Source organism: Streptococcus suis (assembly GCA_024583055.1).
In the GTDB taxonomy this organism is placed as follows: Bacteria; Bacillota; Bacilli; order Lactobacillales; family Streptococcaceae; genus Streptococcus; species Streptococcus suis_V.
Window position 1 is genome coordinate 1437212 of the sequence record CP102145.1, and the last position, 24329, is coordinate 1461540.

Below are 24329 nucleotides of genomic sequence, written 5' to 3' on the forward strand. Positions count from 1 at the left end.
AAACACTACATATAGAATACAAATACTATTGTACTCCTATATGTAGTTTTTTGTCAATTAGTCACTTTCCACAAACCGACCAATTATATTGACATTATCCGCTACGGATACAAAAGCCTGAGAATCTGCCTTTTTCATAATTTGCTTAAATTCACTAAACTCCGCACGTGTGATAATAGTAATCAATACCGTTTTTTGCTCATGATTGTAGGCACCCTCCGCACCATTGATGATAGTCACACCGCGATTGAGCTTCTTATGGATTTTCTTGATGACTCGTTCGGGATGATTGGTAATAATCATGGCCTGCATCCGTTTTTGTTTCACGAAAATCGCATCGGTCATCCGACTGGAGATAAACAGCGCAATCATTGAATACAGGGCATATTTCCATCCAAAGGTCATCCCTGCAATCAACATAATCATAATGTTGACAATCAAGGAAATGGAGCCAACTTGTCGTCCCGTCTTCTTGCGAATAATAATAGAGACAATATCAGTACCACCGCTGGATACATTGTTCCTAAGGGCAAAGCCAATCCCAGTTCCCAGCATGAGACCACCAAAAATAGCATTTACTAATGGATCCGTCGTCAGGGTAACTGGCGGCATAAATTGGATAAAGAAAGAACTGAAGGATACCGTAATAAAGGTAAAGATAGTAAATTTATAACCAATTTTATACCAAGCTAAGATAAGCAAGGGGATGTTCAGACCGTAATAGACCACCGCAATCGGTACATTCCAACCAGCGTAAGAAGCTACCAGAGCAGAAACAATCTGTGCAAGACCAGTAACTCCAGACGAATAGACATTCCCTGGTCGAAAGAAAAAATTCACCGCAATACTAGATAGGAGTCCATAAATAATGGACCCCGATATCCGTTCTGCATATTTTTCTCGAGAAATCCCCGAAATAACTGACCAAAATTTATTCTTTCTGGCCTTTCTTAAGAAAAGAACACGCTGTTTTCTGAAAAATTTATTCATTTTCAAGTGTAATATCTAAAGCCAATTCCTCTAATTGAGCTGATGCAACCGTACTTGGTGCCTGTGTCATCGGATCAGATGCCTTGTTATTCTTCGGAAAGGCAATTACTTCACGGATATTGTCCTCACCTGCCAAGAGCATGACAAAACGGTCCAAACCGATAGCCAAGCCACCGTGTGGTGGGAAACCGTAGTCCATAGCTTCGAGCAAGAAACCAAACTGCTCATGGGCATCCTCAGCTGAGAAACCAAGAGCCTTGAACATCCGTTCTTGCATGTCTTTTTGGTTGATACGAAGGCTACCGCCACCCAACTCATAACCATTCAAGACAATATCGTAGGCAACTGCACGCACCTGTGCCAAATCACCATCCAAATGATGAGCCGTTTCTTCTGTAGGCAAGGTGAATGGGTGGTGGGCACTCATGTAGCGACCTTCTTCTTCAGACCACTCAAACATTGGCCAATCCACAATCCAGAGGAAGTTGAACTTGCTTTCGTCAATCAATCCCTGCTCTTTAGCCAAGCGATTACGCAAGGCACCCAAGGTATTGTTGGCAACTTCCAATTCATCTGCCACAAACAGAACTAGGTCCTTGTCTTCAAGTTGTAAACTTGCTGTCAAGTTTGCTGTAATGTCTGTCAAGAACTTAGCAACTGGGCCCGTTAATTCTCCCTTGTCTACTTTAACCCAAGCAAGACCTTTGGCACCAAATTGTTTAGCGTATTCTGTTAATTTATCAATGTCTTTACGTGAGTAGCTATCCGCCACACCCTTGACCACAATGGCTTTGACAACTGGTGCTTCTGAGAAGACTTTGAAGTCAACTTCCTTGACAACCTCTGTCAAGTCTTGCAAAAGCATCTCAAAACGAGTATCTGGTTTGTCAGAACCATAGAAGTTCATCGCATGGTCATAGGACATACGTGGGAAGGGCAAGGTCACATCGATTCCTTTGGTATCTTTCAAGACCTTGGCAATCAAACCCTCTACTACGTCTTGGATCTCAACTTCATTCAAGAATGAGGTTTCCAAATCAACCTGTGTAAACTCAGGTTGACGGTCCCCACGCAAGTCTTCATCACGGAAACACTTAACGATTTGGTAGTAGCGGTCAAAACCTGCATTCATCAAGAGCTGCTTAGTAATCTGCGGACTTTGCGGAAGGGCATAGAAATGACCTTTTGATACACGAGATGGCACCAAGTAGTCACGCGCACCTTCTGGCGTTGATTTGGTCAACATTGGTGTTTCCACATCGATAAATTCAAGCTCGTCTAGGTAGTTACGAATGCTGTGGGTTACGGCTGCACGCAATTTGAAGTTGTTGAGCATTTCTGGACGACGAAGATCTAAATAACGGTAACGAAGGCGGGTATCATCACTAGCTTCAATCCCGTCCTTGATTTCAAATGGAGTCGTCTTGGCCGTGTTCAACACTGTCAAACCGGATACTTGTAGTTCAACAGCTCCTGTTGGGATATTGTCATTAGCTTGCTCACGCTCCACAACTGTTCCTGTCACCTCAATAACAAATTCAGAGCGAAGTCCCTCTGCTTTTGCCATCAATTCCGCATCAACTGACTCAGGATTAATCACCAATTGCATAATACCTTCACGGTCACGTAAGTCAATGAAAATCAAGCCACCCAAGTCACGACGGCGGCCAACCCAACCTTTCAAAGTAATTTCCTGTCCGACATGTTCCTTTCGAACACGTCCTGCATACATAGAACGTTTCATATTCTTCCTCTTTTACTGATTTTATACCTATTCATTCTACCATAAAATGGCTAATTTTTGGGGGAAATTGCCGAGAAAAATCGAAAAACCAGCCCTAACCGACTGGTTTACTATATACCATATCCAAATGCGGAATATCGTCCTCTAGATAGACTTCTGAAACTGGTTCAAAACCAAGGGATTGATAGAATTTTTCTAGGTAGGCTTGGGCCCCGATTTTAATCTGACTTTCCTTCCACTCGGTTGTAATGTAAGCGATAGCTTGCTCCATCATAGGCCGACCCAATCCTTTACCACGATGGCTTGGCTTGATGACCACACGACCGATGGAAACTTCATCATAACTTAGACCAGCCGGCAAGATTCTCAAGTAAGCTACTAAATCTCCTTCATCAGTTCCCAAAAGATGAAGACAGTTTGGATCCTTTCCATCAACTTCAGGATAGGGACAAGCTTGTTCTACAACAAAGACATCCGTTCGCAGTGTCAAGATGCTGTAAAGCTCCTGTAAACTTAATTGGTCAAAGGCCTTGATTTCCCAATTCATATCCTCTCCTAAGGCAAGAAATTGCCTGCACTCTTGTAAATATCGTACCATTCTGGTCGAGTTAGGATAAGCTGGCTAGCCTGGGCAATCTTTTTCAGGCGGTCTGGATTCATAGAGCCAACTATGGTTTGAATGGTAGCTGGATGGCGTAATATCCAGGCAACAACAATGGTTTCATGTGAAACATGGTACCGCTCTGCTATTTCCTCAAGGGTGCGATTGAGCTCTGTATAGTCTGGATGGTTAGCAAAAATCCCCTTTTGTAGGTCAATCAAGAAGGGTGACCAAGCCTGAATAGTGACTTTTTTGAGCTGGCAATAATCAATCAGTCCACCATCCCGCATCGTAGCCACATCATCTTTCATATTGACATGGAGACCCGCATCAATCAGAGGCGTGTGGGCAGGCGACAACTGGAGTTGATTCACAGCCAAGGGCTTATCCAAATAGGACTGGAGAAGTTCCATCTGGTAAATATTCTGGTTGCTGACGCCAAAATGGCGAACCTTACCGGCTTTTTCTAGCAAATAGAAGGCTTCAGCTACCTCCTCTGCCTCCATCAAAGCATCCGGTCGGTGCAAACATAGCACATCCAGATAGTCCGTATCCAAGCGCTCTAAAATCCCATCAACCGACTGCAAAATATAGTCTTTTGAAAAATCAAAATAGCCCTTGCGGATACCGCATTTGGACTGGAGAATGATGTCCTCGCGCCTGATACCCAGCTCCTTCATGGCAGAGGCAAAGCGGATTTCCGATTGACCGCCACCATAAATATCGGCGTGATCGAAAAAGTTTATTCTCTCTTCCAGACTGGTCTCTAAGACCCGACTAGCTTCCTGATCTGACAGGGCTACCATGCGCATACAGCCCAAGGCAATCCGTGATACCTGTAAACCTGTTTGTCCTAATTCTTGCATTGGATACTCCTTTTGAAAACGTTTTTCTATTCTCATTATAGCACAAAAGCCGACAAATGCCGGGTTTTGCAAATCTATGAACAAGTTTTGCACAAACTGTGGAAAACTTGTGTAAAAATGACATTTTCTGTGGAAAACTAGGGTTTCATTTCCATAAAAACCTTCTCCACATCCCTTTCTTGACTTCGTAAAAAGATATGTTCGGCATAATCATAAAGGAAACTCTTAGGATTGACCTTGCTTAGCTCCTTATAAGCCTGGCTAGAATAAACATCCTTTGCCAACCAATTCTGGTCAATCTTTTCACCAGAAAAGTAAGCGCGATTGACTGGTACCATAAACCGAGAAATGCTCTCCGCAACCTCCGTAGAGTACCAACCCTCATCGTGCATCATCCGGTGGACCATAATGTCGCTACTATTGTCAAAAACAGACTGCATATGAGCTGTTAATTCACGCAAATCTGGATTTGTAGGCTGAGCATTTTTTGCCCAAAAAGCCGTATCCAATTGCCCTTTTTGATAATCTAAGCCAGACTTATCCACAGTCACCTGACCTATTACAGCAGGATAGACTGAAAAGGCTCCGTTCACCACCTCAGTATAAGTGGTCTTTCCAAGGTCCTCTGAAACAATGTTCTGGGCATGCGTATGGCCAGAAAAACCAAATTGAACCCCATAGCGATCCAATAGCCGCTTGACATCTATCGCATTATCCAGAGTATAGCCTTTGGACAGCATGTGGTGCTGCCGAAGGACATTGTGGTGAACAACTGGAAGGGCCTGCACACCAGCCTCTTCAGCCGCCTGCAACTGCTCCTCCATCCAGTCTAGCGTCTCCTTCTTAATCCGACCATTGGTCTTTGGACCTCCTTTTCCCATCCCATCGCTGTAGATATTGGAATCCAACATGATAAACCACAGATTAGAAGAAACCTTGCTCAAATAACTAAGAGAATGGGCATCGCGATTGGCCGCTTGATTATAACCAAAATCTGCAAAAATCTCCGCAAAATCCTTATGGGAAACCTGAGCAACCACTTCCTGCTGGTCTCCCTTAAAGGCGCGCGCCCAGCCACTGGCTATATCATGATTTCCGGGTATCACCTGCACCTGGGTACCAGCTTTCTCCATCTTCCCAAAATACTCCGCCAACTCCAGCATGCTCTGCTTTTCACCATTGAGGGTCAAATCTCCACTGACCAGCAAATGCTTGGGCTTATCCCGTTTGACCTGCTCCAAAAGAGCATCCATCCGCTCTTTTCCATAGCGGAGCTCCTTACCAGCAGCCGTCTTTTCGATATAGGAGAAAGCCTCTCCTGAATCAAATAAAGTTGGTGACAGATAATGGAGATCACTGATAATCCAAATTTGATCCTCCTTGGTCAAGGTAACGCTTGGATAGGCAGCGACCGATTGATGAAAAGAAAGACGCCAAACCAAAATCAGGCTAAGCAATAAAACAATTGGGATAACTTTTTTCTTCATAACTCCAGTATATCATTGATAAAATTTACCAACAAGAAAAGGCTCCTAAGAACCTTTTCAAATTGAAAAATCAGTTTAACTTCGTCATTATTTTGCAAACTCTGCTGCCTTCATACCTGCCTGACGGCCAAATACGATAATGTCCGCCACCGCATTACCACCAATACGGTTTTGGCCGTGAACACCACCAGTAACTTCTCCAGCAGCATAGAGTCCTGTAATCGCTGAACCATCTGTCTTCAATACTTCCGCGTTTGTATTAATTTTCACACCACCCATTGTATGGTGAACGCCAGGTGCTACTTTAATTGCATGATAAGAACCTGTATTCAAAGCATTGTCCATACCAGATGTACGACCAAACGCTGCATCATTTTTATCAGCTACAGCCTTATTCCACACATCAAGTGTAGCTTGTAGTTTATCAGCCGGAACACCAATTTCCTTAGCTAAGTCTGCTAGAGTAGCACCAGTTTTCACAAGGCCTTTCTCTTCATACTGTGCAATTGCCTTCACACGTTCTTTTAAAGCGTCGTCAAAAATGACATAGGCATGGTTTGGATCCAAGGCATTGATGGCCGCTGAAACTTTATCTCGAGTTTCCAATTCATTAACGAAGCGATCACCATTTGCATCGACAAGAATAGCACCTTCCCCACGAACAGCTTCCGTAATCAAGTAAGAAGTTTCTTGCTCAACAGTTGGGTGAATTTGGATTTGTTCCATATCAACTGTTGCTGCACCTTTTGATTCCGCAAGAGCAATACCATCACCAGTTGAACCTTCTTGGTTGGTCGTCACGTACCCCTCCAATGCTGGATTTAATTTGGCAACCATCTCTAAATCCGCGCCAAAACCACCTGTAGCTAATACCACTGCCTTAGCTGAAATTTTCTTGGTTTCACCAGCAATCTCAACTTCAACACCTGTTACAGCCCCGTCTTTATCTTGGAGTTTTGTAACATCTGCATTAACAAAAATTGGTACTTCACGTTCAACAAGATTGTGGTAAAGACCATTTACCAAGTAGCCACCAACAGCTGAACCATCTGCTGGACGGTGTGTACGTTTTTCACTCATACCACCTGTAGTAGTCAAGTTACTAAGAGTAATACCCAACCCATCCAACCAGTCAATTGCACTAGCTGAATTGTCGACAAGATAACGAAGCAATTCGGGATCGTTTGTTCCCTTACCACCCTTCAAAGTTTCTTCATAGAATTTATCATTTGTATCAGCAATTCCTTCTGCTTCCTGGAATTTGGTTTGAGAAGCATTCATGCCGGCTGATGATTTAGCAGTATTACCACCAATAACTGGCATTTTTTCTAATAATACTACGCTAGCACCTGCATCTTTTGCTGAAATTGCAGCAGACATCCCTGCTCCACCAGAACCCACGACGATTACATCATAGCTGTCTTTCAATTCGGATGGATCCGTGTATTCCTTCACGGATGCACCAGAAACGGCTTCTTCTTTAGAAGATGAAGTTGTTGTACTAGACGTCGTTGACGTAGCTGAATTCTCTGCTTTACCACCGCAAGCAACCAAAAATAGAGCTGCAAGAAAAGCAAAAACAATACGTAACCATAGGTTTTTCTTCATAAGTTCCTCCTGTTTGTTGAGATATTCACATTATATCATTTTGTTTAATTTATTTCAATATATATTCTAAAGGAACAAATGAAATTGTGCAGTAAAACCAAAAATGCACAAGCTATTGCCAGTGCATTCTTATTACTTGTCTTATTTGTCGAATTGTGCAAAAAATTGCTCAATTTCTTCTATTGTAGCCTGACTACCTTTTTGAAGTATGGAAACTGCTTTTCCTCCTTCAATATATAACAAGCTTGGAACCGTTTCGATACCACTTGCCTTTAGAAACTGCTCTAATTGACCAGTTGGATCTTCTTCACTATCCAAATAATAGACAGTTTGTTGTGTTTGTTCAACTGTTTGACTCAATTTGGGAACAAAGGCTCTACAATATTGACAAGATTCCCGACCAACATACAAGAAAAATGAATCCTTGTTTGCTAATTTATTCTCTACTTGGTCAATACTTAGTTCTTGATAAGACTTAACAGCTTCCGCATATTCAGACGCAGCATTAACAGGTTGACTTGTTGACTTGACAAAGTAAATGATTGATGTCAGACCGAGAATGACTAGTACAATGCCAATGAATTTTCGTACCATTTTTCCTCCTAATTGATATGGAAAAAGCCCAGAATAGGGCTTTTAACTTTGAACAAATCTTAGAGCATTTTGTTGTAGAATTCTACGACAAGTGCTTCGTTGATTTCTGGGTTGATTTCATCGCGCTCTGGCAAGCGAGTCAATGAACCTTCCAATTTTTCAGCATCGAATGATACGAAAGCTGGACGGCCAAGAGTTGCTTCAACAGCCTCAAGGATAGCTGGAACTTTGATTGACTTCTCACGAACTGAGATTACTTGACCAACTTCAACGCGGTATGAAGGGATGTCAACGCGTTTGCCGTCAACAAGGATGTGACCGTGGTTTACGAATTGACGTGCTTGACGACGAGTAGTTGCCAAACCAAGACGGTACACAACGTTGTCCAAACGACGCTCCAAAAGAAGCATGAAGTTGAAACCAAGAGTACCTTGTTTGATTTTAGTTGCTTGTACGAACAAGTTACGGAATTGTTTTTCACCCAAACCGTAAGAGAAACGCAATTTTTGTTTCTCAGCCAATTGCAAACCGTATTCTGACAATTTAGATCGGTTGTTTGGTCCGTGTTGACCTGGTACGTAGTTACGACGTGCCAATTCTTTACCTGTACCTGTCAATGACAAGCCAAGACGACGAGCTTGTTTCCAAGATGGTCCTGTATAACGTGACATGTGTTATGTCCTCCTAAAATAAAATATAAAAATTATTTGTAGGAAATAACGTTTTAAGCAAACCTGATTCGTGCAGGAGGCCTTCATCGAAACAGCAACGATTACTCTTCTTGCTGACCTTCTGTTGACGAGCTTCATTTTGCCCTGCTGTTATTTCGCACAAAGATTAGTATAACACAAAAAAAAGGCTCTGTAAAGCCTTTATATTAGTTAATCCAAATAATGAATCAAAATCTTCTCCGTCAAGATGTCTGAGTAGGTATAAGATTCCACAAAGGTATTGTTGGGATCCTCATACTCCACAATAAAGAGTGACTGATAGACCTCGATAATCCGACCTTGCTTGTTTTTTTCACGCTTACGCCCATTCTCCAGGGTCAATTCCACAATTTGTCCTTCATGGTCCTTAATATCCTGTTTGATTTGCTTCATCTTGGCAACATCTGTAAATGCATCACTCATGCTCTATCCATCCTCTCTCTTGGAAATACTTGCAAATTTATTATACTCTTTTTGGAACATGAGTTCCACGGTGCCACGCGCACCCGAACGGTTTTTCTCGATGATAACCTCGACCGTATTATTGGGAATACCACCGTCTTCCTGCTCACCCCGCTCATAATAATCATCACGGTAGAGGAAGGCAACAATATCCGCATCCTGCTCAATCGAACCCGATTCACGAATATCAGAAAGAACTGGACGTTTGTCCTGCCGTTGCTCAACTCCACGAGACAGCTGACTGAGGGCAATAACCGGCACTTTCAATTCCTTGGCCAGAATTTTCAGCTGACGGGAAATCTCCGAAACCTCTTGTTGCCGGTTTTCGCGACCAGTCCCTGTAATCAACTGCAAATAGTCAATCAAAATCAGACCGAGATTGCCAGTTTCTTGGGCCAATTTCCTCGACCGCGAGCGAATCTCCGTAATTTTGATACCCGGCGTATCGTCGATATAAATGCTAGCCCGCGCTAAATTGGCTTGAGCCACCATATACTTGTTCCACTCTTCTTGAGTCAAGTGACCCGTACGAATGGCACGCGAATTGATAACCCCTTCCGAGGCCAGCATACGGTCCACCAAGCTCTCTGCACCCATTTCCAAAGAAAATATGGCGACGGTCAAGCCTAGCTTGGTCCCGATATTTTGCGCGATATTGAGGGCAAAGGCCGTTTTCCCCACCGCAGGACGGGCCGCAAGGATAATCAACTCTTCCTCGTGGAGTCCTGTCGTCATTGCATCCAGTGCAGGATAGCCCGTCGCAATCCCCGTAATGTCCGAAGTCTGCTTGGCACGGGTTTCCAGATTATCAAAGTTGATATTGAGGACATCGTCAATCCGTTTGAAACCGCTACGGCTAGCTCCTTCGCTGACATCAATCAGGGCCTTCTCTGCATTGGCAATAATATCATCCGACCCGTCAGCTCCATCGTAGGCCTGATTAACAGCCTCTGTCAGACGAGCAATCAACTTACGCAGGTTGGATTTCTCAGCGACAATCTTGGCATAGAACTCCGCATTGGCCGCCGTCGGTACCGAACTAATAATCTCTGCCAAATAAGCCAAGCCACCGATATTTTCCAAGTCACCATGATTGACCAAGTAGTTACGCATAGTCGTCGCATCAATGGCCTCATTCTTGTCCGCCAACGCAATCATTGCCTTGAAAATCAGCTTATGAGCGTGCTTGAAAAAGTCTTCAGCCTCGATATACTCACGGACAAAGACCAGCTTGCCCTCGTCTAGGAAAATGGCACCCAACACCGACTGTTCCGCTAAAATATCCTGGGGCTGTACCCTCAATTCGTCTAATTCTGCCAAGATTTCACCTCCTCACCAATATGACTAAAAATCAAATAGTTTAAGCCTCTTTGATACTCAAATTGATGACGCCTGTTACATCCTGATAGATTTTCACAGGAACATCAATCAAACCCAAGGCACGAATTGGGTGGTCCAATTGAATATGACGCTTGTCAATCTTGATACCAAATTGTTTTTCCAATTCCTCGGCAATCTTCTTGCTGGTAATAGAGCCGAAGGTACGTCCGTCTGGACCCACTTTTTCGACAAATTTGACCAAGGTAGCTTCCTCAGCCAGCTTTGCCTTGATGGCTTCTGCTGCTGCAACCTGCTCGGCATGGGCTTTTTCTTTTGATTTTTCTTGACCACGCAGGGCACTGATGGCCTGGGTAGTTGCCTCTTTGGCTAAGTTTTTCTTAATCAAAAAATTTTGGGCATAGCCTGTTGGCACTTCCTTGATTTCGCCTTTTTTTCCTTGGCCTTTTACGTCTGCTAAAAAGATAACTTTCATCTATTCTCTCCTAACTTTCACTAAGTTCCTGACGAATCGTATCCGTCAATTTATCATAGACTTGATCCATTGTAAGGTCGTAGACTTGGGCTGCAGCCAGGTTAAAGTGACCGCCTCCGCCCATTTCTTCCATAATCCGCTGGACATTGATTTTACTGTGGCTTCTTGCAGAAATCGCCACATAATCTTGGGTATTTTCCGTCAGAACAAAGACTGCCTCAATGCCTGCCATATCCAAAATGGTATCCGCAGCCTTACTTGGAACGACTGTATCGTACTTGGTTCCTTCCTTGCCACGGGCAATGACGATTTGGGGTTCAAACCGCTGTCCTTGCAAAATCAGCTCGTTAATCTGACGGTATTCATCAAATTCTGTCGCTGAAATCTGCTGAATTTCCAGACTATCACTACCGCGAGTACGCAGATAGCTAGCCACATCGAAGGTCCGACTGGTCACGCGCGAGGTAAAATTCTTGGTGTCCAGCATAATCCCCGCCATCAACAAGCTTGACTGAAGACGATTAAGCTTGTGGCGCTTGTCATTCTGGAATTGAATAAGCTCTGTCACCAACTCACTGGCTGAACTTGCACCACTCTCGATATAGGTCAAGATAGCATTATCAGGGAAATCCGTATCTCTACGATGGTGGTCTACGACTATAACCTGGGTAAACAAATCATACAATTCCTTATCCAAGGTCAAGCCAATCTTAGAATGATCCACCATGATCATCAGAGAGTGGGAAGTAACCATCTGCTTGGCTTCTTGAATTGTAAGCAGGTTCGAACAATTCTCATCGCTCAATTTTTTTATCGCACGAACAATATCCGGGGCCATCTCATCGGGATTATAGACCGTATAGGCATTGTTCATGATATTTTGCGCAAAATACTGCATCCCAACAGAGGAGCCCAGAGCATCCATATCCAAGTTTCGATGTCCGACTACAAACACCGCATCGACTGACTTGAGCTTATCAGACACCGCTGTCATCATGGCACGAGTACGGGTACGAGTACGTTTTACAGATGATGCTGAGCCGCCACCAAAAAAGAGCGGTTGTTTACGGTCGTCATTCTCTTTGACAACAGCCTGGTCACCACCACGGACCTCTGCCATGTTCAGATTTTGCAGGGCAACTTGACCAATTTGATGATGGTTGGTTGTCCCGTAAGCCAACCCCATACTAAGCGTTAGGCTTAATTCTAACTTTTTAGCCTCTTCACGAAACTTGTCAATGACCGAAAATTTATCTTCAATCAAACTTTCCAAAACACCGTAGTCCGTGAAAAAATAAAAACGATCCATAGAACCACGGCGGTAGTAAATGCCATAACCATTACAAAAATCGGACACAAACTGAGCCAAGAAAGAATTGACCTGGCTAATCTGAGAATCCGTTATTGTATCCTCCAGCTCATCATAGTTATCCACCGAAATGATCCCGATAACTGGTCGACTGCCAATCAAACTATTGGTTGCAGAATATTCATTGGAGGCATCAAAAAAGTAAAATAAGCCCTGTTCAAAATCAACATTGACCGCATAGCGTTTTCCAGAAAAATTAGCATAAACCCTATCTTCATCTAGACCGACATCAATAATTTCACGTAGCTTTTTCTGGTCAAATTCACCATTTTCCTGAGCGAAAATCAACTCCGCAAAAGGATTAAACCACTCGACTTGATTGGTCTCTGCTTGAACCTTAATCACACCGATCGGCATCTGATCCAAAAGCTTCATGAGACCAGAATTTGCCTGACTATTTAAATATTCAATCTGCTCCAGTTCGCTAAATTCATAGGAATGTTTCTGATAAATAAAGAGCGCAACTAAGACAATTAAGCTCAGTAAAAGCGCAAAAATTGTGAGGACGCTTGTCGGAAAAATGCGGTGAATAACAGCCACTAGTCCAAACAAAATCAGTCCAATCATGACAAAATGAATTGTCGAAAATCGAAATTTTTTCATCACTAACCTCTGCCTGCCATTTTACCACAAATCACTAGAAATTGCTAGCTTTCTCCAGCCAACCAGAAGAAAAGAACAGCCTTAGTGACTGTCCTTTGATTTGTTTTTAGAAATGGAACGGCTCCGTCCTTCCAGATAGACCATGAGTATAGAGATGTCGGCTGGATTGACACCGGAAATCCGACTAGCCTGGCCAATAGTTTCTGGTGAAATCAGCTTGAATTTCTGACGGGCTTCGGTTGCTATGGAGTCAATGTCATCCCAGTCAATGTCGGCTGGAATGCGCTTTTCTTCCATGCGTTTCATCTTCTCTACCTGGTCCAAGGCCTTGGCAATGTAACCTTCATACTTGACCTCTGTTTCAATTAATTCAATAGTCTTGGCATCCAACTCCTCTGCCGCAGGGCCGATAAAGGCTACCGCATCTGCGTAGGTCACATCTGGACGACGCATGAATTCCTTAGCAGTAAGGGCATCTGTCAAGGGCTTGAAGCCCATGGCTACGACTTTTTCATTGGTTTCCTTGATTGGCTTGAGTTTGATAGACTCCAAGCGTTTCATTTCATTGTCAAACTGGTTTTTATGGATTTGGAAAACCTGCCAGCGTTCATCATCCACCAAGCCTACCTGACGACCAATCTCCGTCAGTCTCATATCCGCATTGTCATGACGCAAAATCAAGCGGTATTCTGCCCTACTGGTCAAGAGGCGGTAAGGCTCCACCGTTCCCTTGGTCACCAAGTCATCAATCATAACACCGATGTAACCGTCGCTTCGTTTCAAAATCAACTCAGGCTTGCCCTGAACCTTGAGGGCGGCATTGATACCAGCAACAATTCCCTGACCAGCTGCTTCTTCATAACCTGACGTTCCGTTGGTCTGACCTGCGGTAAAGAGCCCTGAAATCTTCTTGGTTTCCAGCGTCGCCCGCAACTGGTGCGGCATGACCATATCGTACTCGATAGCATAGCCTGTCCGCATCATTTGAGAATTTTCCAAACCTTTAATGGAGTGAATCAAGTTCTGCTGTACATCTTCTGGCAGACTGGTTGACAGCCCTTGAACATAAATTTCATCGGTGTTGCGACCTTCTGGCTCTAGGAAAAGCTGATGACGTTCCTTATCCGCAAAACGCACAATCTTGTCCTCTATAGACGGGCAATAACGGGGCCCAATCCCCTTGACAATGCCTGAAAACATAGGTGCTCGGTGAAGATTGCTGTTGATAATTTCATGGCTGGTCGCATTGGTGTAGGTCAGCCAGCAAGGAATTTGATCCTGTAAATAATCCTCATCCTTGGACAAGAATGAAAAATGGTTTGGCTTTTCATCGCCTGGTTGAATTTCCGTTTCTTCGTAGTTAATCGTGCGAGCATTGACACGCGGTGGCGTTCCTGTCTTGAAACGACCGATTTCAAGCCCCAATTCTTTCAGGTTATCCGCCAGCGTGATAGAAGCCAAACTGTTGTTAGGACCTGACGAATACTTGAGGTCACCGATGATAATCTCACCACGCAAGGCTGTACCCGTCGTCACCACAACTGCCTTGGCTGAGAATTTCTGGTTGGTAGCCGTGCGGACACCAATTACCTTGCCCTCTTCCACCAAGATCTCATCAATCATAGTTTGACGTAGGGTCAGATTTTCCTGACGCTCCACCGTCCGCTTCATCTCCGCTGCGTACTCTGTTTTATCCGCCTGAGCCCGCAAGGCACGAACAGCTGGCCCCTTACCCATATTGAGCATTTTCATCTGGATATAGGTCTTGTCAATGTTGCGGCCCATTTCGCCACCCAGGGCATCGATTTCCCTTACCACAATCCCCTTGGCAGAGCCACCAATGGAGGGATTACAAGGCATAAAGGCCACCATATCCAAGTTAATAGTTGCAAGCAGGGTTTTACAGCCCATCCGACTGGCTGCCAATCCCGCTTCTACACCCGCATGCCCCGCACCAATCACGATGACATCATAGTTTTCTGCAAATGTGTGTGTCATGTTGTTTTCTCCTTCATGTTCATAATGTGTGTAACTTGTCCACTCCAGTTTGGCAATTCCTCTGCCAGAAAAACTGGTACGACATCTAGGTTGACAAGCTTGTCAAGTGCAATCCATTCACACGTTTGTTTTAATTGGCCTTCAATCATCTTCTCAGGCATTTCTCCAACAGGCTCCACGATAAAATGAAGCTCGATATTGTGAAAGTCTATACCTTCATGTGTAAATTGATTTTCAACAACAAAAGCCAATTGATTGACACGACTGTCAACCCCTAATTCTTCTTTAACTTCTCGAACAGCCGCATCCGCTGCTACCTCATTGACCTCAACTGCACCGCCAATGGTATAATAACGGCCCTTATTATCTTTGGTCAGGAAAATCTTCCCATCCTTTATAATCAATGCAGTCGCTCGAACACCAAAAATTTGGTTGTCAACTCTGGTTCTGAAATCCATTTATCCTTCTCTTTTCTAAAATTTCGTCCAGATATGGAACTAAGTTTTTCTTATTTTTATCGGTAGGAGCTAACCATAGAAAATCTGTATGCTCTTCTGGGTCAAGAAGAATAGTTTTTGGTTGTTCAGGAAGTGTCACTTCATAGACTAGACTTGTAAACACCGTCTGTTTTTCTTCATCAAACTGACTATCTTCATGGATAATGATCAGATTTTCCTTTTCTATCGAAATACCTGTTTCTTCAAAACACTCTCTCACTGCAGCATCACGGGGCAATTCATTCTCTTCGACACGACCGCCTGGAATGTCCCAATATTGAGGAAAAACATTGGGTTTGCCACGCTTAGTCTGCGAACGCTGAATAATCAAATGGCTGTCTGCAACAGTCAGTAAAACATGGGCGATCAGTTTGACAGGCATGGTTTCCTCCGCTACTTTAGTTGTCTTTGTTCATAAAATGCTTTAGTTGTCCGTCCCAGTTGGCTAACTCGGTCTTAAGAAAGGCTGGATTGAGATCTAGTTTCTCTAAGTCCGCAAAAGCAACCCATTCACACTGGCGAACAGAATTCCCTTCTTCCAGATTGGTAGCTGGATTAGACAGTGGGGTAACTATATAGAGAAATTCAATCTGATGATAGGATTTCTCCTGCAAGGTGAACTGATTTTCAACGATGAAAGCTAGTGGTCCAAGTTCCACCTCAATTCCGATTTCTTCTTGCATTTCCCGCAGGACAGCCTCTTCCGTTGTTTCGCCAAGCTGAATAGCTCCACCCAAAGTGTAGTATTTCCCTTCAGGCGACTTAACGAGATAAAGTTTCTCATCTTGTACCACCAAGCCCGTTGCCCGAACACCGAAGATTTGATTGTCGTGTCTCGTTCTGAAATCCATCTTCTCTCCCCAATCGCAAAAAATAGCCAAAACTCTCGAAAATTGCAGGACAAAAAAGCCTACAATTCCCATGAGCTTTGACCATCATAGTTCTTGTTAGAAATATTGTATCAAATTGTCCTGACAAGTCAAGTCAAACAATCTTTACAAACCTGTCAACTAAATATACTGACAAGCCACTCCATCCTTGTAGGCCATATCAATCATGCCACCGCCCAGACATTCTTGTCCGTCATAGAAAACAACGGCTTGTCCTGGTGTGATAGCCCGTTGTGGCTCTTCAAATATGACTTCTGCCTCATCACCTCTTACCTTGACAGTTACTTGACTGTCTGGTTGACGGTAGCGGAACTTAGCTGTACACTCAAGTGTGAATTCTTCAGGCATATCACGTGTAAAATGAACTTGACTAGCCTGTAAAGAAGTTGACATCAAGGACTCATGATAGAAGCCTTGTCCGACATAGAGGATATTTTTGGACAGGTCTTTTCCGACAACAAACCAAGGTTCATTATCCCCACCGATTTGTCCTCCGATACCAAGCCCGCCCCGCTGGCCGATCGTATAGTACATGAGGCCTGTATGTTCTCCCATATCACGACCGTCAACGGTCATCATGCGACCGGGCTGGGCTGGCAAATACTGCCCTAAAAATTCTTTGAAGTTCTTCTCACCGATAAAGCAGATACCTGTCGAGTCTTTCTTCTTAGCTGTCGCCAAGCCTGCTCGCTCTGCTATTTCCCTCACCTGAGGCTTTTGTAAATGGCCGAGCGGAAACATGGTTTTCTGCAACTGTTCCTGTGAGAGTTGGCTGAGGAAATAGGTCTGGTCCTTGCCATTGTCTGCCCCACGCAGCATATGGACTGTACCGTCCTCGTCGCGTGACACCTGAGCATAATGCCCCGTCGCCACATAGTCCGCACCCAAGTTCATAGCGTAATCCAAGAAAGCCTTGAACTTGATTTCCTTGTTACACATGACATCTGGATTGGGTGTGCGGCCTGCTCGATACTCTGCTAGGAAGTACTCAAATACGCGGTCCCAATACTCTTTTTCAAAGTTGACAGAGTAGTAAGGAATGCCGATTTGGTCTGCCACCGCAGCCACATCCTTATAATCTTCTGTTGCTGTACAGAAGCCATTTTCATCCGTGTCATCCCAGTTTTTCATGAAGATGCCGATCACATCGTAGCCCTGCTCCTTGAGCAAGAGAGCCGTAACCGATGAATCCACACCGCCACTCATACCGACAACAACACGGGTTTTCGAATTGTCTATTGACATCATCTTCTCCCATCTTTTCGTTGAAATAACGATTTGAAGGTCGTATTCCAAAATTTTTTCAAAAAACGATTTGAAGGTCGATTTTGAACAACTTGTATTATACCACACAAAAGGGAGAAGAAACAGGAATTTGGTATTGAAACCCCATTCATCTAGGCATTCTATCCAAATCAAAAATTTGATATAATAGTATTAAGAAAAACGTGAGGATAGTTATGACAAATTTAAAATTTCAATCGGTCTTTGATATTATCGGACCTGTTATGATTGGCCCTTCCTCTAGCCATACGGCTGGGGCGGTCCGAATAGGGAAAATTGTATCCTCTATCTTTGGTGATGAGCCAACCGAGGTCGAATTCCAACTTTACAACTCCTTTGCCAAAACCTATCGCGGCCATGGCACTGATGTGGCCTTAGTAGCAGGCATTTTAGGCATGGATACGGATGATCCTCGTATTCCTAACTCTCTGGATATTGCAAGAGAACGAGGTATTAAGGTTTACTGGCGTGTCAATAAGGACAGCAATACCCCCCATCCCAATACCACCCGAATCATCATAAAAAACGAGAAGAAATCTATCTCAGCCACAGGCGTTTCAATTGGTGGAGGCAATATTCAAGTAACGGAGCTCAACGGCTTTTCTGTCAACCTCAATATGAATACCCCGACTATTATCATCGTTCACCAGGATGTTCCAGGTATGATTGCCAAAGTGACAGATATCTTGTCCAAATACGGTATAAACATTGCTCAAATGAACGTGACCCGTGAACAAGCAGGCGAAAAAGCTATTATGATTATCGAAGTGGATGCCCGTCAGTGTGAAAATTCCATTGCAGAAATCGAAAAAATTCCCCATCTGCACAATGTCACCTTCTTCAACTAGAAAGGGGAGAATATGTTTTATACAATTGAAGAATTGGTCCAACAAGCTGAACAGTTTTCTGGTAATGTTGCCGAACTCATGATTGCGACTGAAATTGAATTGACAGGGCGTAGCCGAGAAGAAATCTTGGCAATCATGTCAAGAAACTTGACAGTTATGAAAGCGTCAATTGTTGACGGATTAACAGAAAGCAAGTCCGTTTCTGGATTGACAGGTGGTGATGCTGCCAAGTTGGACACTTATATGAAAAAGGGCAAGACGCTATCTGATTCCTCTATCCTATCCGCAGCAAGAAATGCTATGGCTGTCAACGAGTTGAACGCCAAAATGGGCTTGGTCTGTGCCACCCCAACTGCTGGCTCTGCTGGTTGTTTGCCTGCCGTTCTTGGTGTTGCTATTGACAAGTTAAGCTTGACGGAAGAGCAACAACTTGACTTCCTCTTTACAGCTGGAGCCTTCGGTCTAGTTATTGCCAACAACGCCTCCATCTCTGGAGCAGAAGGAGGCTGTCAAGCAGAAGTTGGCTCTGCCTCTGCTATGTCCGCAGCGGCATTAACCCTTGCTGCTGGAGGAAGTCCCTACCAGGCTAGCCAAGCCATCTGCTTTGTCATCAAAAATATGCTAGGGCTGATCTGTGATCCAGTCGCAGGTCTGGTAGAAGTCCCATGTGTCAAACGAAATGCAATGGGAGCTAGCTACGCTATGGTGGCCGCAGATATGGCACTGGCAGGAATTGAATCCAAAATCCCTGTAGATGAAGTCATCAATGCCATGTACCAAGTAGGCTCTGCCCTACCAACCGCCTTCCGTGAGACTGCCGAAGGAGGCCTGGCTGCCACACCAACTGGTCGCCGACTGGCACAAGAAATCTTTGGCGAAAATTGACAATCTTGTCAAGATTAAAGGACCATTACGGTCCTTTTCTTATTGTTTTGTAAAGCTGATTTTATCCAAGGTCGTATCGTTGGTGTCAACTTCTGTCAAGGTCAAAGTTGATCCACTCAAGCTGTAAGTATCCGCTTCGCCATCGATATAGGCAATTTTTTTCTCAAGGTCCAAAACGACTAATTCACTATCTTGTTCCCCATCATTGTCAACTTCAACCAGGCTACCTTGATTGCCTTTGATGGTCAAGGTATACGTATCATTTCCGACCGTAGCTGTATAAATTCCATCTAGCTCTGAACTATCTACCAAAGTAATGCCGTAACCTGCTGCAACTTGCTCAGCTGTGATCGCTGTTGTAGTTGTTGAAGAAGCTGCTGTTGTACTACTTGATGCTGTTGAGCTAGAGCTTGCAACAACTGACTGGGCCGTGGTGACTTGATTATCATCATCATCTGATAGACCCAGGCTCTGTTCAACTTGAGTTTCTAAAGCTTCCAAACGATTTTCATATATTTCAGCTGCGACAAATCCACCTGTTACCAAGAGTAGAGCCCCTGCTGAAAGCAAGATAATTGATTTTTTACTCATCGTACTTACTTTTGTTTTTAAACTGGTTAGGAGAGATGATTTTTCTTCCGTTTGCACTTCTTGCTCGATAATTTGCTTGTTTTCGTTTTGGTTTTCCATTTGTGTTTCCTCTTTTTTACTATTTTCTTCAGCTCTTTGCTGATAAGTCTATTATAGAGGACAATTCTCAACACTTTAGGTAAAGTTCCTAAACAATTTCTAAACAAATTCGAAAGAATTTATGCATTAAGTCGGTAACCCGCGCCCCAAACCGTTTCAATCAAATTTGCTCCCAGCTTATCCCTCAGTCGATTAATATGGACAGTTACTGTTGCACTATCGCCTACATAGTCATAGCCCCAGATTGTCTCAAACAGTTGATCTTTTGAAAAGACCCGGTTAGGATGTTGAGCTAGGTGGACAAGTAATTCAAACTCCCTATTGGGCAACTTGATTGACTGCCCTGCTTTTTCCACCTTCCAACTCTCCAAATAAATCACCAAATCACCAACCCGCAGTTCCTTCTCCTCTTTGGTAGATTGCAGGCGTTGGTAGCGGGTCAAATGGGCTTTCACACGCGCAACCAACTCCATGGGATCAAAGGGTTTGCTGATATAGTCATCTGCTCCTAAGCCTAAGCCCCGAACGACATCCATAGTTTCTTGTTTGGACGTCACCATCAGAATAGGAAAATCTACTTGGTTACGGAGGTCGCGGCAAATATCATAGCCAGTTTTGTTAGGGAGCATGACATCTAAAAGTAAAAGATTATAGGTTTCTGTTCGAATCTGCTTTTCAACTAGGGCACCATCTGTTATGACATCGACTTGATACCCCTGCATTTCCAAATAATCTCGCTCAAGCTGTGCAATTTCGATATCATCTTCAGCAATCAATATACGTGTCATTTCTTATCCTTTCTTAGGTAGACGAATGGTAAAGGTCAAGCCAGCCTTATTTTCAACCACGATTGTGCCACCTAGACGATGCACAATATTGTTTACAATTGAGAGTCCTAGTCCATGTCCATCCACTTGCTGACGGGCCTGATCTACCCGGTAAAATTCCGTAAAGAGTTTGTCTAGCTGGTCCTTAGAAACGCCTTGGCCATTATCAGCAAAGGTCCAAACCACTTGATTTCCGTCAGTAGAGCCTGAAATGGTCAACAAAAGCGGGTTAGCAGTAGCATATTTTCGCGCATTGTCTACCAAGTTATCCAAAATCCGCCTAAATTGGACTGGGTCCAATTCAACAGGTAATTCCTCTGTCACTTTTAGGCGAAATTCAATTGCTTCATCTACCAATTCTGCCTTCTTCTCACTGATGTAGGCTTCGAACACATCCCTCAAGTTGACTGCTACTGTATCAAATGGCAATTTGTCAGTCTCTAATTGAGAGAAAACGAATAATTTTTCCAGCAATTTCTCCATGATCAATGATTTTTGATAGATAATATTCAGGTAGTTCTGCCGCTTTTCATCTGTATTGGCGATTCCGTCTAAAATTCCCTTGGTATAGCCTTTAATGGATGTAAGAGGTGTCCGTAAATCATGGGATATATCCGTTACCATCTGGGTCCGATTCTGTTCATACAGGCGATTTTTCTCCTGAGCCTCCAACAAGCTTGTCTGCATTTGGTTGAAACCTTCTGTCAATTCTTCAAATTCTCGATCACCGCTATAATCTAGATTTTCCTGGTAATTTCCCTTGCGAATCCGCTCAACCCCCTTGTGGAGTTCATCCATCGGTTTCATAATGGCCTGCAGGATGCGTCTGGTAACCATCAAATTCAAGGTCAAAATGACTGCAATACCAGTACCACCCATCAACGCAATTTGTAACAAGAAGGTCTGGAATTCCCTAGCGTCTTGTTGGTCTTCCGTATCTTCAATTACTGCATAGAGGGAGACTGTTTGCCCCTGCGTTCTCAACTGCCGACTGATTACAATTTCCTCATCAATGTAGGTCAAATGAGTGATCTCACTAATTCCAACCGCTGTGATATCCTCTACATCTTCCTGGATATTGGAAAACAAAATATAACCGTCACTCTCCACGTAGAGCTGAGCCCCTCCACTTGCTAGTTTCTCCGCCAGACTGACATAATCTGTTCCCGAAAATTCTTCAATGCTGGTTTGACTCGTTGCTGTTTTCTGGCTTGTGGACAATAAACTACTCCGATTCAGGTAAATGTTATTGACAACAAAGACACTGATGGCCAACATGGCAAGCAGGGAAATCCCCAGCATCAGCATATTCAGACGAAAAATCCGTTTTTGTAAATTCATCTGCCATTTTCTTCCTTAATTTTTCCAACATTATAAGCAAAATCCATCTATTTGTAAAGTTTTCTTGCTTCAAATTCACGATAACTCTAACCATAACTCGTTTCTCAAATACCAACTTACATTTTGAATGCTTACGTTCTGTTCTATCTTTCAGCCGATAAAGCCTAAGAGCTGAAAGTCATATAAACGAAAAAAGAGGCAAATTCTGCCTCTCTTAATAGGATGTGATTAGATTTCTTTTTTCTTAGCTACAACTGCTGCTGCACCAAGGAGACCCAATGCTGGAAGCAAATACACAAGACTATTTGTTTGACCAGTATTTGGGAGTGTTGCTGCAGTAGTAGAAGTAGTTTTAGCAACTGGTTCTGAAGCTACTGCTGCTGAAGTTACCGCTGCTGGTGCCGGAGTAACTGCTGCTGGTGCTGGAGTAACTGCTGCTGGTGCTGGAGTAACTGCTGCTGGTGCTGGAGTAACTGCTGCTGGTGCTGGAGTAACTGCTGCTGGTGCTGGAGTAACTACTGCTGGTGCTGGAGTAACTACTGCTGGTGCTGGAGCAACAAGGCTAGCTGGGTCGATTGATGGAAGTACTGGAGCTTTTACACTCTCACCTTTAGCTGTTTCGATTGCTCCTTCAATCGTTGAAGGATCGATTGTTGGCAATTCTGCAGCTGTCGTACCTTCACCGTTTGTATAAAGGTAATAGTCACCGTCTTTACCACCAATTTGAACTGTTGGAAGTGCTTCTGCTGTTGGTGCTTCAGTTGGTACATTTGTAAGATACAAACCATTCTCATCCAAGGCTACTTTAGCTTCTTCCAAAGCTGGTGCAGTAACGCCTTCACCATTTACTTGAATATCAACTGTGCTTGGGTCCAAAGCTGGTAGTTCTGCAGAAGCTGTTACACCAGTACCTGTAGCATAAACATATGGTTCGCCATTTTCAAAAGCAAGTTTAACTTCTGGGACCTCTGTAGTAGTTCCTTCTCCATGAACGTGGATATCAACTGTGCTTGGATCCAAAGCTGGTTTGTAGTCAGAATTCAATACGCTTGAACCTTTAGCTGTCAATTCACCTGTATTCAAATCAAACGTTGGAATTGGATCAGCTGTTACACCGGTACCATGCGCTGTAACGTTAGCAACCTCAACTTCAGCTGCAGATACAGTTGCTGTACCTGCAACAGCAATTGCTGCTAGTGACAACAAACCGATTGAAGTTTTTCTAAGTGAAAACTTGATTGTATTATTTGACATAATGATTCCTTCCCCTATTTTGTCAGAAATAGTATAATCTCATTTACCTATATTCCTATAGATATAACTCCATTATATCTATATATATATCGGTTGTCAAGCATTTTGTTGCAGAATTTTTATATTTTTACCCTTTTTTACAAAAAAATGGACAAGCAATCGCCTGTCCTAACTATCTCATCCTCGAATATCTCATACAGGCCTCTGGTTAGCTTAATACCAACCATTGGCAATCCAGAACTGGTAGGCATTTTCCCATGAACCGTAACGTTGCAATACATAGTTGTCTGCTACACGCTCCTGGTTTTCAGGTGAAAAATCACCATTTAGGTAAGAACTTGTGAGCTGGTAACGACCATAGTAGATACCATTTTGAGCTGTATAGCTGCCACCAGACTCTTTTTGAGCAATAAATTCTTTGGCAGCTGCTTCACCGACACCTACAGTAACAACTGGCTGGGCTGCTTGAACCTGAGCTACAGGTTGGGCTTGGACAGCTTCAGTAGCAACTTGTTGCACCTGTACTTGTTGATATTCAGGTTGAGCAACTTGAACAACGGGCTGTTGTACTTCTGGGGTTGTCTCAGGGCTAGCTACTTGACTTGTTTCTGTAGCTGGAGCAACTTCTTCCGCTTTGGAAGCTTCAGTCGTCGTACTTTCCTCAGTACTCTCTGGCTTCTTTTCTTCTTTTTTTACATCAGAAACCTTTTTCTCTTCCTTGGATTCATATGTTTTCTTTATCGTATCCTCTTTGGCTGCAACAGCTGAAGAATTGGTAGATTGGTCAACAAAATCAGCAATGCTAAATTCAGAATGGTAGGTATCAGCGATAGCAACGCCAGCTGTAAGTGCTACGAGGGCGGTCGCTACTCCGATAATTACATTTTTCAATTTTTTTGTAAATGTCATAAAATATATAGTTTCCTCTCATATGACTGAAACTATCTTACAACTTGATTATTACTTTT

General features: G+C 43.5%; 24 protein-coding genes. 2 read left to right on the forward strand and 22 right to left on the reverse strand.

Annotated elements, in window-relative coordinates:
* Positions 1-57: 57 nt before the first annotated feature.
* The 17 genes from NQZ91_07140 to mnmA form a co-directional block, all read right to left on the reverse strand.
* Complete coding sequence (locus NQZ91_07140; protein UUM57175.1) at positions 58-990, reverse strand: YitT family protein; 933 nt, start codon at positions 988-990, stop codon at positions 58-60.
* Positions 983-2734: an aspartate--tRNA ligase gene (aspS, locus tag NQZ91_07145; GenBank protein UUM57176.1), complete on the reverse strand. Its 1752-nt coding sequence runs from the start codon at positions 2732-2734 to the stop codon at positions 983-985. Before aspS ends, NQZ91_07140 begins: the two co-directional genes overlap by 8 nt.
* A gap of 94 nt (positions 2735-2828) precedes the next feature.
* Positions 2829-3281: a GNAT family N-acetyltransferase gene (locus NQZ91_07150; protein UUM57177.1), complete on the reverse strand. Its 453-nt coding sequence runs from the start codon at positions 3279-3281 to the stop codon at positions 2829-2831.
* A gap of 8 nt (positions 3282-3289) precedes the next feature.
* Entirely contained in the window at positions 3290-4201 is a 912-nt protein-coding gene (locus NQZ91_07155; GenBank protein ID UUM57178.1) for an aldo/keto reductase, read from the reverse strand.
* 137 nt (positions 4202-4338) lie between these two features.
* Positions 4339-5688 carry a metallophosphoesterase gene (locus NQZ91_07160; GenBank protein ID UUM57179.1) on the reverse strand — a complete coding sequence of 450 codons (1350 nt, stop codon included), beginning with the start codon at positions 5686-5688 and terminating at the stop codon, positions 4339-4341.
* 87 nt (positions 5689-5775) lie between these two features.
* A complete protein-coding gene (locus NQZ91_07165; GenBank protein UUM57180.1) occupies positions 5776-7296 on the reverse strand; it encodes a flavocytochrome c in 1521 nt (506 codons plus the stop codon).
* A 141-nt stretch (positions 7297-7437) separates the two neighbouring features.
* Entirely contained in the window at positions 7438-7890 is a 453-nt protein-coding gene (locus NQZ91_07170; protein ID UUM57181.1) for a thioredoxin family protein, read from the reverse strand.
* Positions 7891-7949: 59 nt separating this feature from the next.
* Positions 7950-8561, reverse strand: a complete 612-nt coding sequence (rpsD, locus tag NQZ91_07175) for a 30S ribosomal protein S4 (protein ID UUM57182.1) — start codon at positions 8559-8561, stop codon at positions 7950-7952.
* Between the two features lie 210 nt (positions 8562-8771).
* Positions 8772-9023 carry a Veg family protein gene (locus tag NQZ91_07180; GenBank protein UUM57183.1) on the reverse strand — a complete coding sequence of 84 codons (252 nt, stop codon included), beginning with the start codon at positions 9021-9023 and terminating at the stop codon, positions 8772-8774.
* A gap of 3 nt (positions 9024-9026) precedes the next feature.
* Positions 9027-10382, reverse strand: a complete 1356-nt coding sequence (gene dnaB, locus NQZ91_07185) for a replicative DNA helicase (GenBank protein UUM57184.1) — start codon at positions 10380-10382, stop codon at positions 9027-9029.
* 40 nt (positions 10383-10422) lie between these two features.
* Complete coding sequence (gene rplI / locus NQZ91_07190) at positions 10423-10875, reverse strand: 50S ribosomal protein L9 (GenBank protein ID UUM57185.1); 453 nt, start codon at positions 10873-10875, stop codon at positions 10423-10425.
* Between the two features lie 10 nt (positions 10876-10885).
* Positions 10886-12847 (reverse strand): DHH family phosphoesterase, encoded by a 1962-nt coding sequence (locus tag NQZ91_07195; GenBank protein UUM57186.1) that lies wholly within the window; start codon positions 12845-12847, stop codon positions 10886-10888.
* Between the two features lie 81 nt (positions 12848-12928).
* On the reverse strand, positions 12929-14845 hold the full coding sequence (mnmG, locus tag NQZ91_07200; GenBank protein UUM57187.1) for a tRNA uridine-5-carboxymethylaminomethyl(34) synthesis enzyme MnmG: 1917 nt from the start codon (positions 14843-14845) through the stop codon (positions 12929-12931).
* Complete coding sequence (locus NQZ91_07205) at positions 14842-15303, reverse strand: NUDIX hydrolase (protein UUM57188.1); 462 nt, start codon at positions 15301-15303, stop codon at positions 14842-14844. The genes mnmG and NQZ91_07205 overlap by 4 nt, the downstream gene beginning before the upstream one ends.
* On the reverse strand, positions 15281-15724 hold the full coding sequence (locus tag NQZ91_07210) for an NUDIX hydrolase (GenBank protein UUM57189.1): 444 nt from the start codon (positions 15722-15724) through the stop codon (positions 15281-15283). The genes NQZ91_07205 and NQZ91_07210 overlap by 23 nt, the downstream gene beginning before the upstream one ends.
* A gap of 16 nt (positions 15725-15740) precedes the next feature.
* Entirely contained in the window at positions 15741-16193 is a 453-nt protein-coding gene (locus NQZ91_07215; GenBank protein ID UUM57190.1) for an NUDIX hydrolase, read from the reverse strand.
* Positions 16194-16352: 159 nt separating this feature from the next.
* Entirely contained in the window at positions 16353-17477 is a 1125-nt protein-coding gene (gene mnmA, locus NQZ91_07220; GenBank protein UUM58835.1) for a tRNA 2-thiouridine(34) synthase MnmA, read from the reverse strand.
* 215 nt (positions 17478-17692) lie between these two features.
* On the opposite strand from mnmA, the gene sdaAB reads away from it, so the two are divergent.
* Together sdaAB and sdaAA are read left to right on the forward strand one after the other, a co-directional pair.
* On the forward strand, positions 17693-18364 hold the full coding sequence (gene sdaAB / locus NQZ91_07225; GenBank protein UUM57191.1) for an L-serine ammonia-lyase, iron-sulfur-dependent subunit beta: 672 nt from the start codon (positions 17693-17695) through the stop codon (positions 18362-18364).
* A gap of 12 nt (positions 18365-18376) precedes the next feature.
* Positions 18377-19249: an L-serine ammonia-lyase, iron-sulfur-dependent, subunit alpha gene (gene sdaAA, locus NQZ91_07230; GenBank protein UUM57192.1), complete on the forward strand. Its 873-nt coding sequence runs from the start codon at positions 18377-18379 to the stop codon at positions 19247-19249.
* A gap of 39 nt (positions 19250-19288) precedes the next feature.
* Here sdaAA and NQZ91_07235 read toward each other — a convergent pair whose 3' ends face one another.
* The 5 genes from NQZ91_07235 to NQZ91_07255 all read right to left on the reverse strand — a co-directional run bounded on the left by NQZ91_07235 (position 19289) and on the right by NQZ91_07255 (position 24270).
* A complete protein-coding gene (locus NQZ91_07235) occupies positions 19289-19939 on the reverse strand; it encodes a hypothetical protein (GenBank protein ID UUM57193.1) in 651 nt (216 codons plus the stop codon).
* A 119-nt stretch (positions 19940-20058) separates the two neighbouring features.
* The gene (locus NQZ91_07240) at positions 20059-20727 is read right to left on the reverse strand and encodes a response regulator transcription factor (GenBank protein ID UUM57194.1); all 669 of its coding nucleotides are present in this window, start codon (positions 20725-20727) and stop codon (positions 20059-20061) included.
* A 3-nt stretch (positions 20728-20730) separates the two neighbouring features.
* A complete protein-coding gene (locus NQZ91_07245) occupies positions 20731-22107 on the reverse strand; it encodes a HAMP domain-containing histidine kinase (GenBank protein ID UUM57195.1) in 1377 nt (458 codons plus the stop codon).
* A gap of 228 nt (positions 22108-22335) precedes the next feature.
* Positions 22336-23361, reverse strand: coding sequence for an LPXTG cell wall anchor domain-containing protein (locus NQZ91_07250; protein ID UUM57196.1), 1026 nt, complete (start codon positions 23359-23361; stop codon positions 22336-22338).
* A 213-nt stretch (positions 23362-23574) separates the two neighbouring features.
* Complete coding sequence (locus NQZ91_07255) at positions 23575-24270, reverse strand: peptidoglycan-binding protein LysM (GenBank protein UUM57197.1); 696 nt, start codon at positions 24268-24270, stop codon at positions 23575-23577.
* Positions 24271-24329: the final 59 nt, after the last annotated feature.

Bases quoted from the DNA above. Each gene is read 5' to 3' on its own strand.
- NQZ91_07140 (UUM57175.1), bottom strand. From the start codon at position 990: ATGAATAAATTTTTCAGAAAACAGCGTGTTCTTTTCTTAAGAAAGGCC.
- aspS (UUM57176.1), bottom strand. From the start codon at position 2,734: ATGAAACGTTCTATGTATGCAGGACGTGTTCGAAAGGAACATGTCGGA.
- NQZ91_07150 (UUM57177.1), bottom strand. From the start codon at position 3,281: ATGAATTGGGAAATCAAGGCCTTTGACCAATTAAGTTTACAGGAGCTT.
- NQZ91_07155 (UUM57178.1), bottom strand. From the start codon at position 4,201: ATGCAAGAATTAGGACAAACAGGTTTACAGGTATCACGGATTGCCTTG.
- NQZ91_07160 (UUM57179.1), bottom strand. From the start codon at position 5,688: ATGAAGAAAAAAGTTATCCCAATTGTTTTATTGCTTAGCCTGATTTTG.
- NQZ91_07165 (UUM57180.1), bottom strand. From the start codon at position 7,296: ATGAAGAAAAACCTATGGTTACGTATTGTTTTTGCTTTTCTTGCAGCT.
- NQZ91_07170 (UUM57181.1), bottom strand. From the start codon at position 7,890: ATGGTACGAAAATTCATTGGCATTGTACTAGTCATTCTCGGTCTGACA.
- rpsD (UUM57182.1), bottom strand. From the start codon at position 8,561: ATGTCACGTTATACAGGACCATCTTGGAAACAAGCTCGTCGTCTTGGC.
- NQZ91_07180 (UUM57183.1), bottom strand. From the start codon at position 9,023: ATGAGTGATGCATTTACAGATGTTGCCAAGATGAAGCAAATCAAACAG.
- rplI (UUM57185.1), bottom strand. From the start codon at position 10,875: ATGAAAGTTATCTTTTTAGCAGACGTAAAAGGCCAAGGAAAAAAAGGC.
- NQZ91_07195 (UUM57186.1), bottom strand. From the start codon at position 12,847: ATGAAAAAATTTCGATTTTCGACAATTCATTTTGTCATGATTGGACTG.
- mnmG (UUM57187.1), bottom strand. From the start codon at position 14,845: ATGACACACACATTTGCAGAAAACTATGATGTCATCGTGATTGGTGCG.
- NQZ91_07205 (UUM57188.1), bottom strand. From the start codon at position 15,303: ATGGATTTCAGAACCAGAGTTGACAACCAAATTTTTGGTGTTCGAGCG.
- NQZ91_07210 (UUM57189.1), bottom strand. From the start codon at position 15,724: ATGCCTGTCAAACTGATCGCCCATGTTTTACTGACTGTTGCAGACAGC.
- NQZ91_07215 (UUM57190.1), bottom strand. From the start codon at position 16,193: ATGGATTTCAGAACGAGACACGACAATCAAATCTTCGGTGTTCGGGCA.
- mnmA (UUM58835.1), bottom strand. From the start codon at position 17,477: ATGTCAATAGACAATTCGAAAACCCGTGTTGTTGTCGGTATGAGTGGC.
- sdaAB (UUM57191.1), top strand. From the start codon at position 17,693: ATGACAAATTTAAAATTTCAATCGGTCTTTGATATTATCGGACCTGTT.
- sdaAA (UUM57192.1), top strand. From the start codon at position 18,377: ATGTTTTATACAATTGAAGAATTGGTCCAACAAGCTGAACAGTTTTCT.
- NQZ91_07235 (UUM57193.1), bottom strand. From the start codon at position 19,939: ATGGAAAACCAAAACGAAAACAAGCAAATTATCGAGCAAGAAGTGCAA.
- NQZ91_07240 (UUM57194.1), bottom strand. From the start codon at position 20,727: ATGACACGTATATTGATTGCTGAAGATGATATCGAAATTGCACAGCTT.
- NQZ91_07245 (UUM57195.1), bottom strand. From the start codon at position 22,107: ATGAATTTACAAAAACGGATTTTTCGTCTGAATATGCTGATGCTGGGG.
- NQZ91_07250 (UUM57196.1), bottom strand. From the start codon at position 23,361: ATGTCAAATAATACAATCAAGTTTTCACTTAGAAAAACTTCAATCGGT.
- NQZ91_07255 (UUM57197.1), bottom strand. From the start codon at position 24,270: ATGACATTTACAAAAAAATTGAAAAATGTAATTATCGGAGTAGCGACC.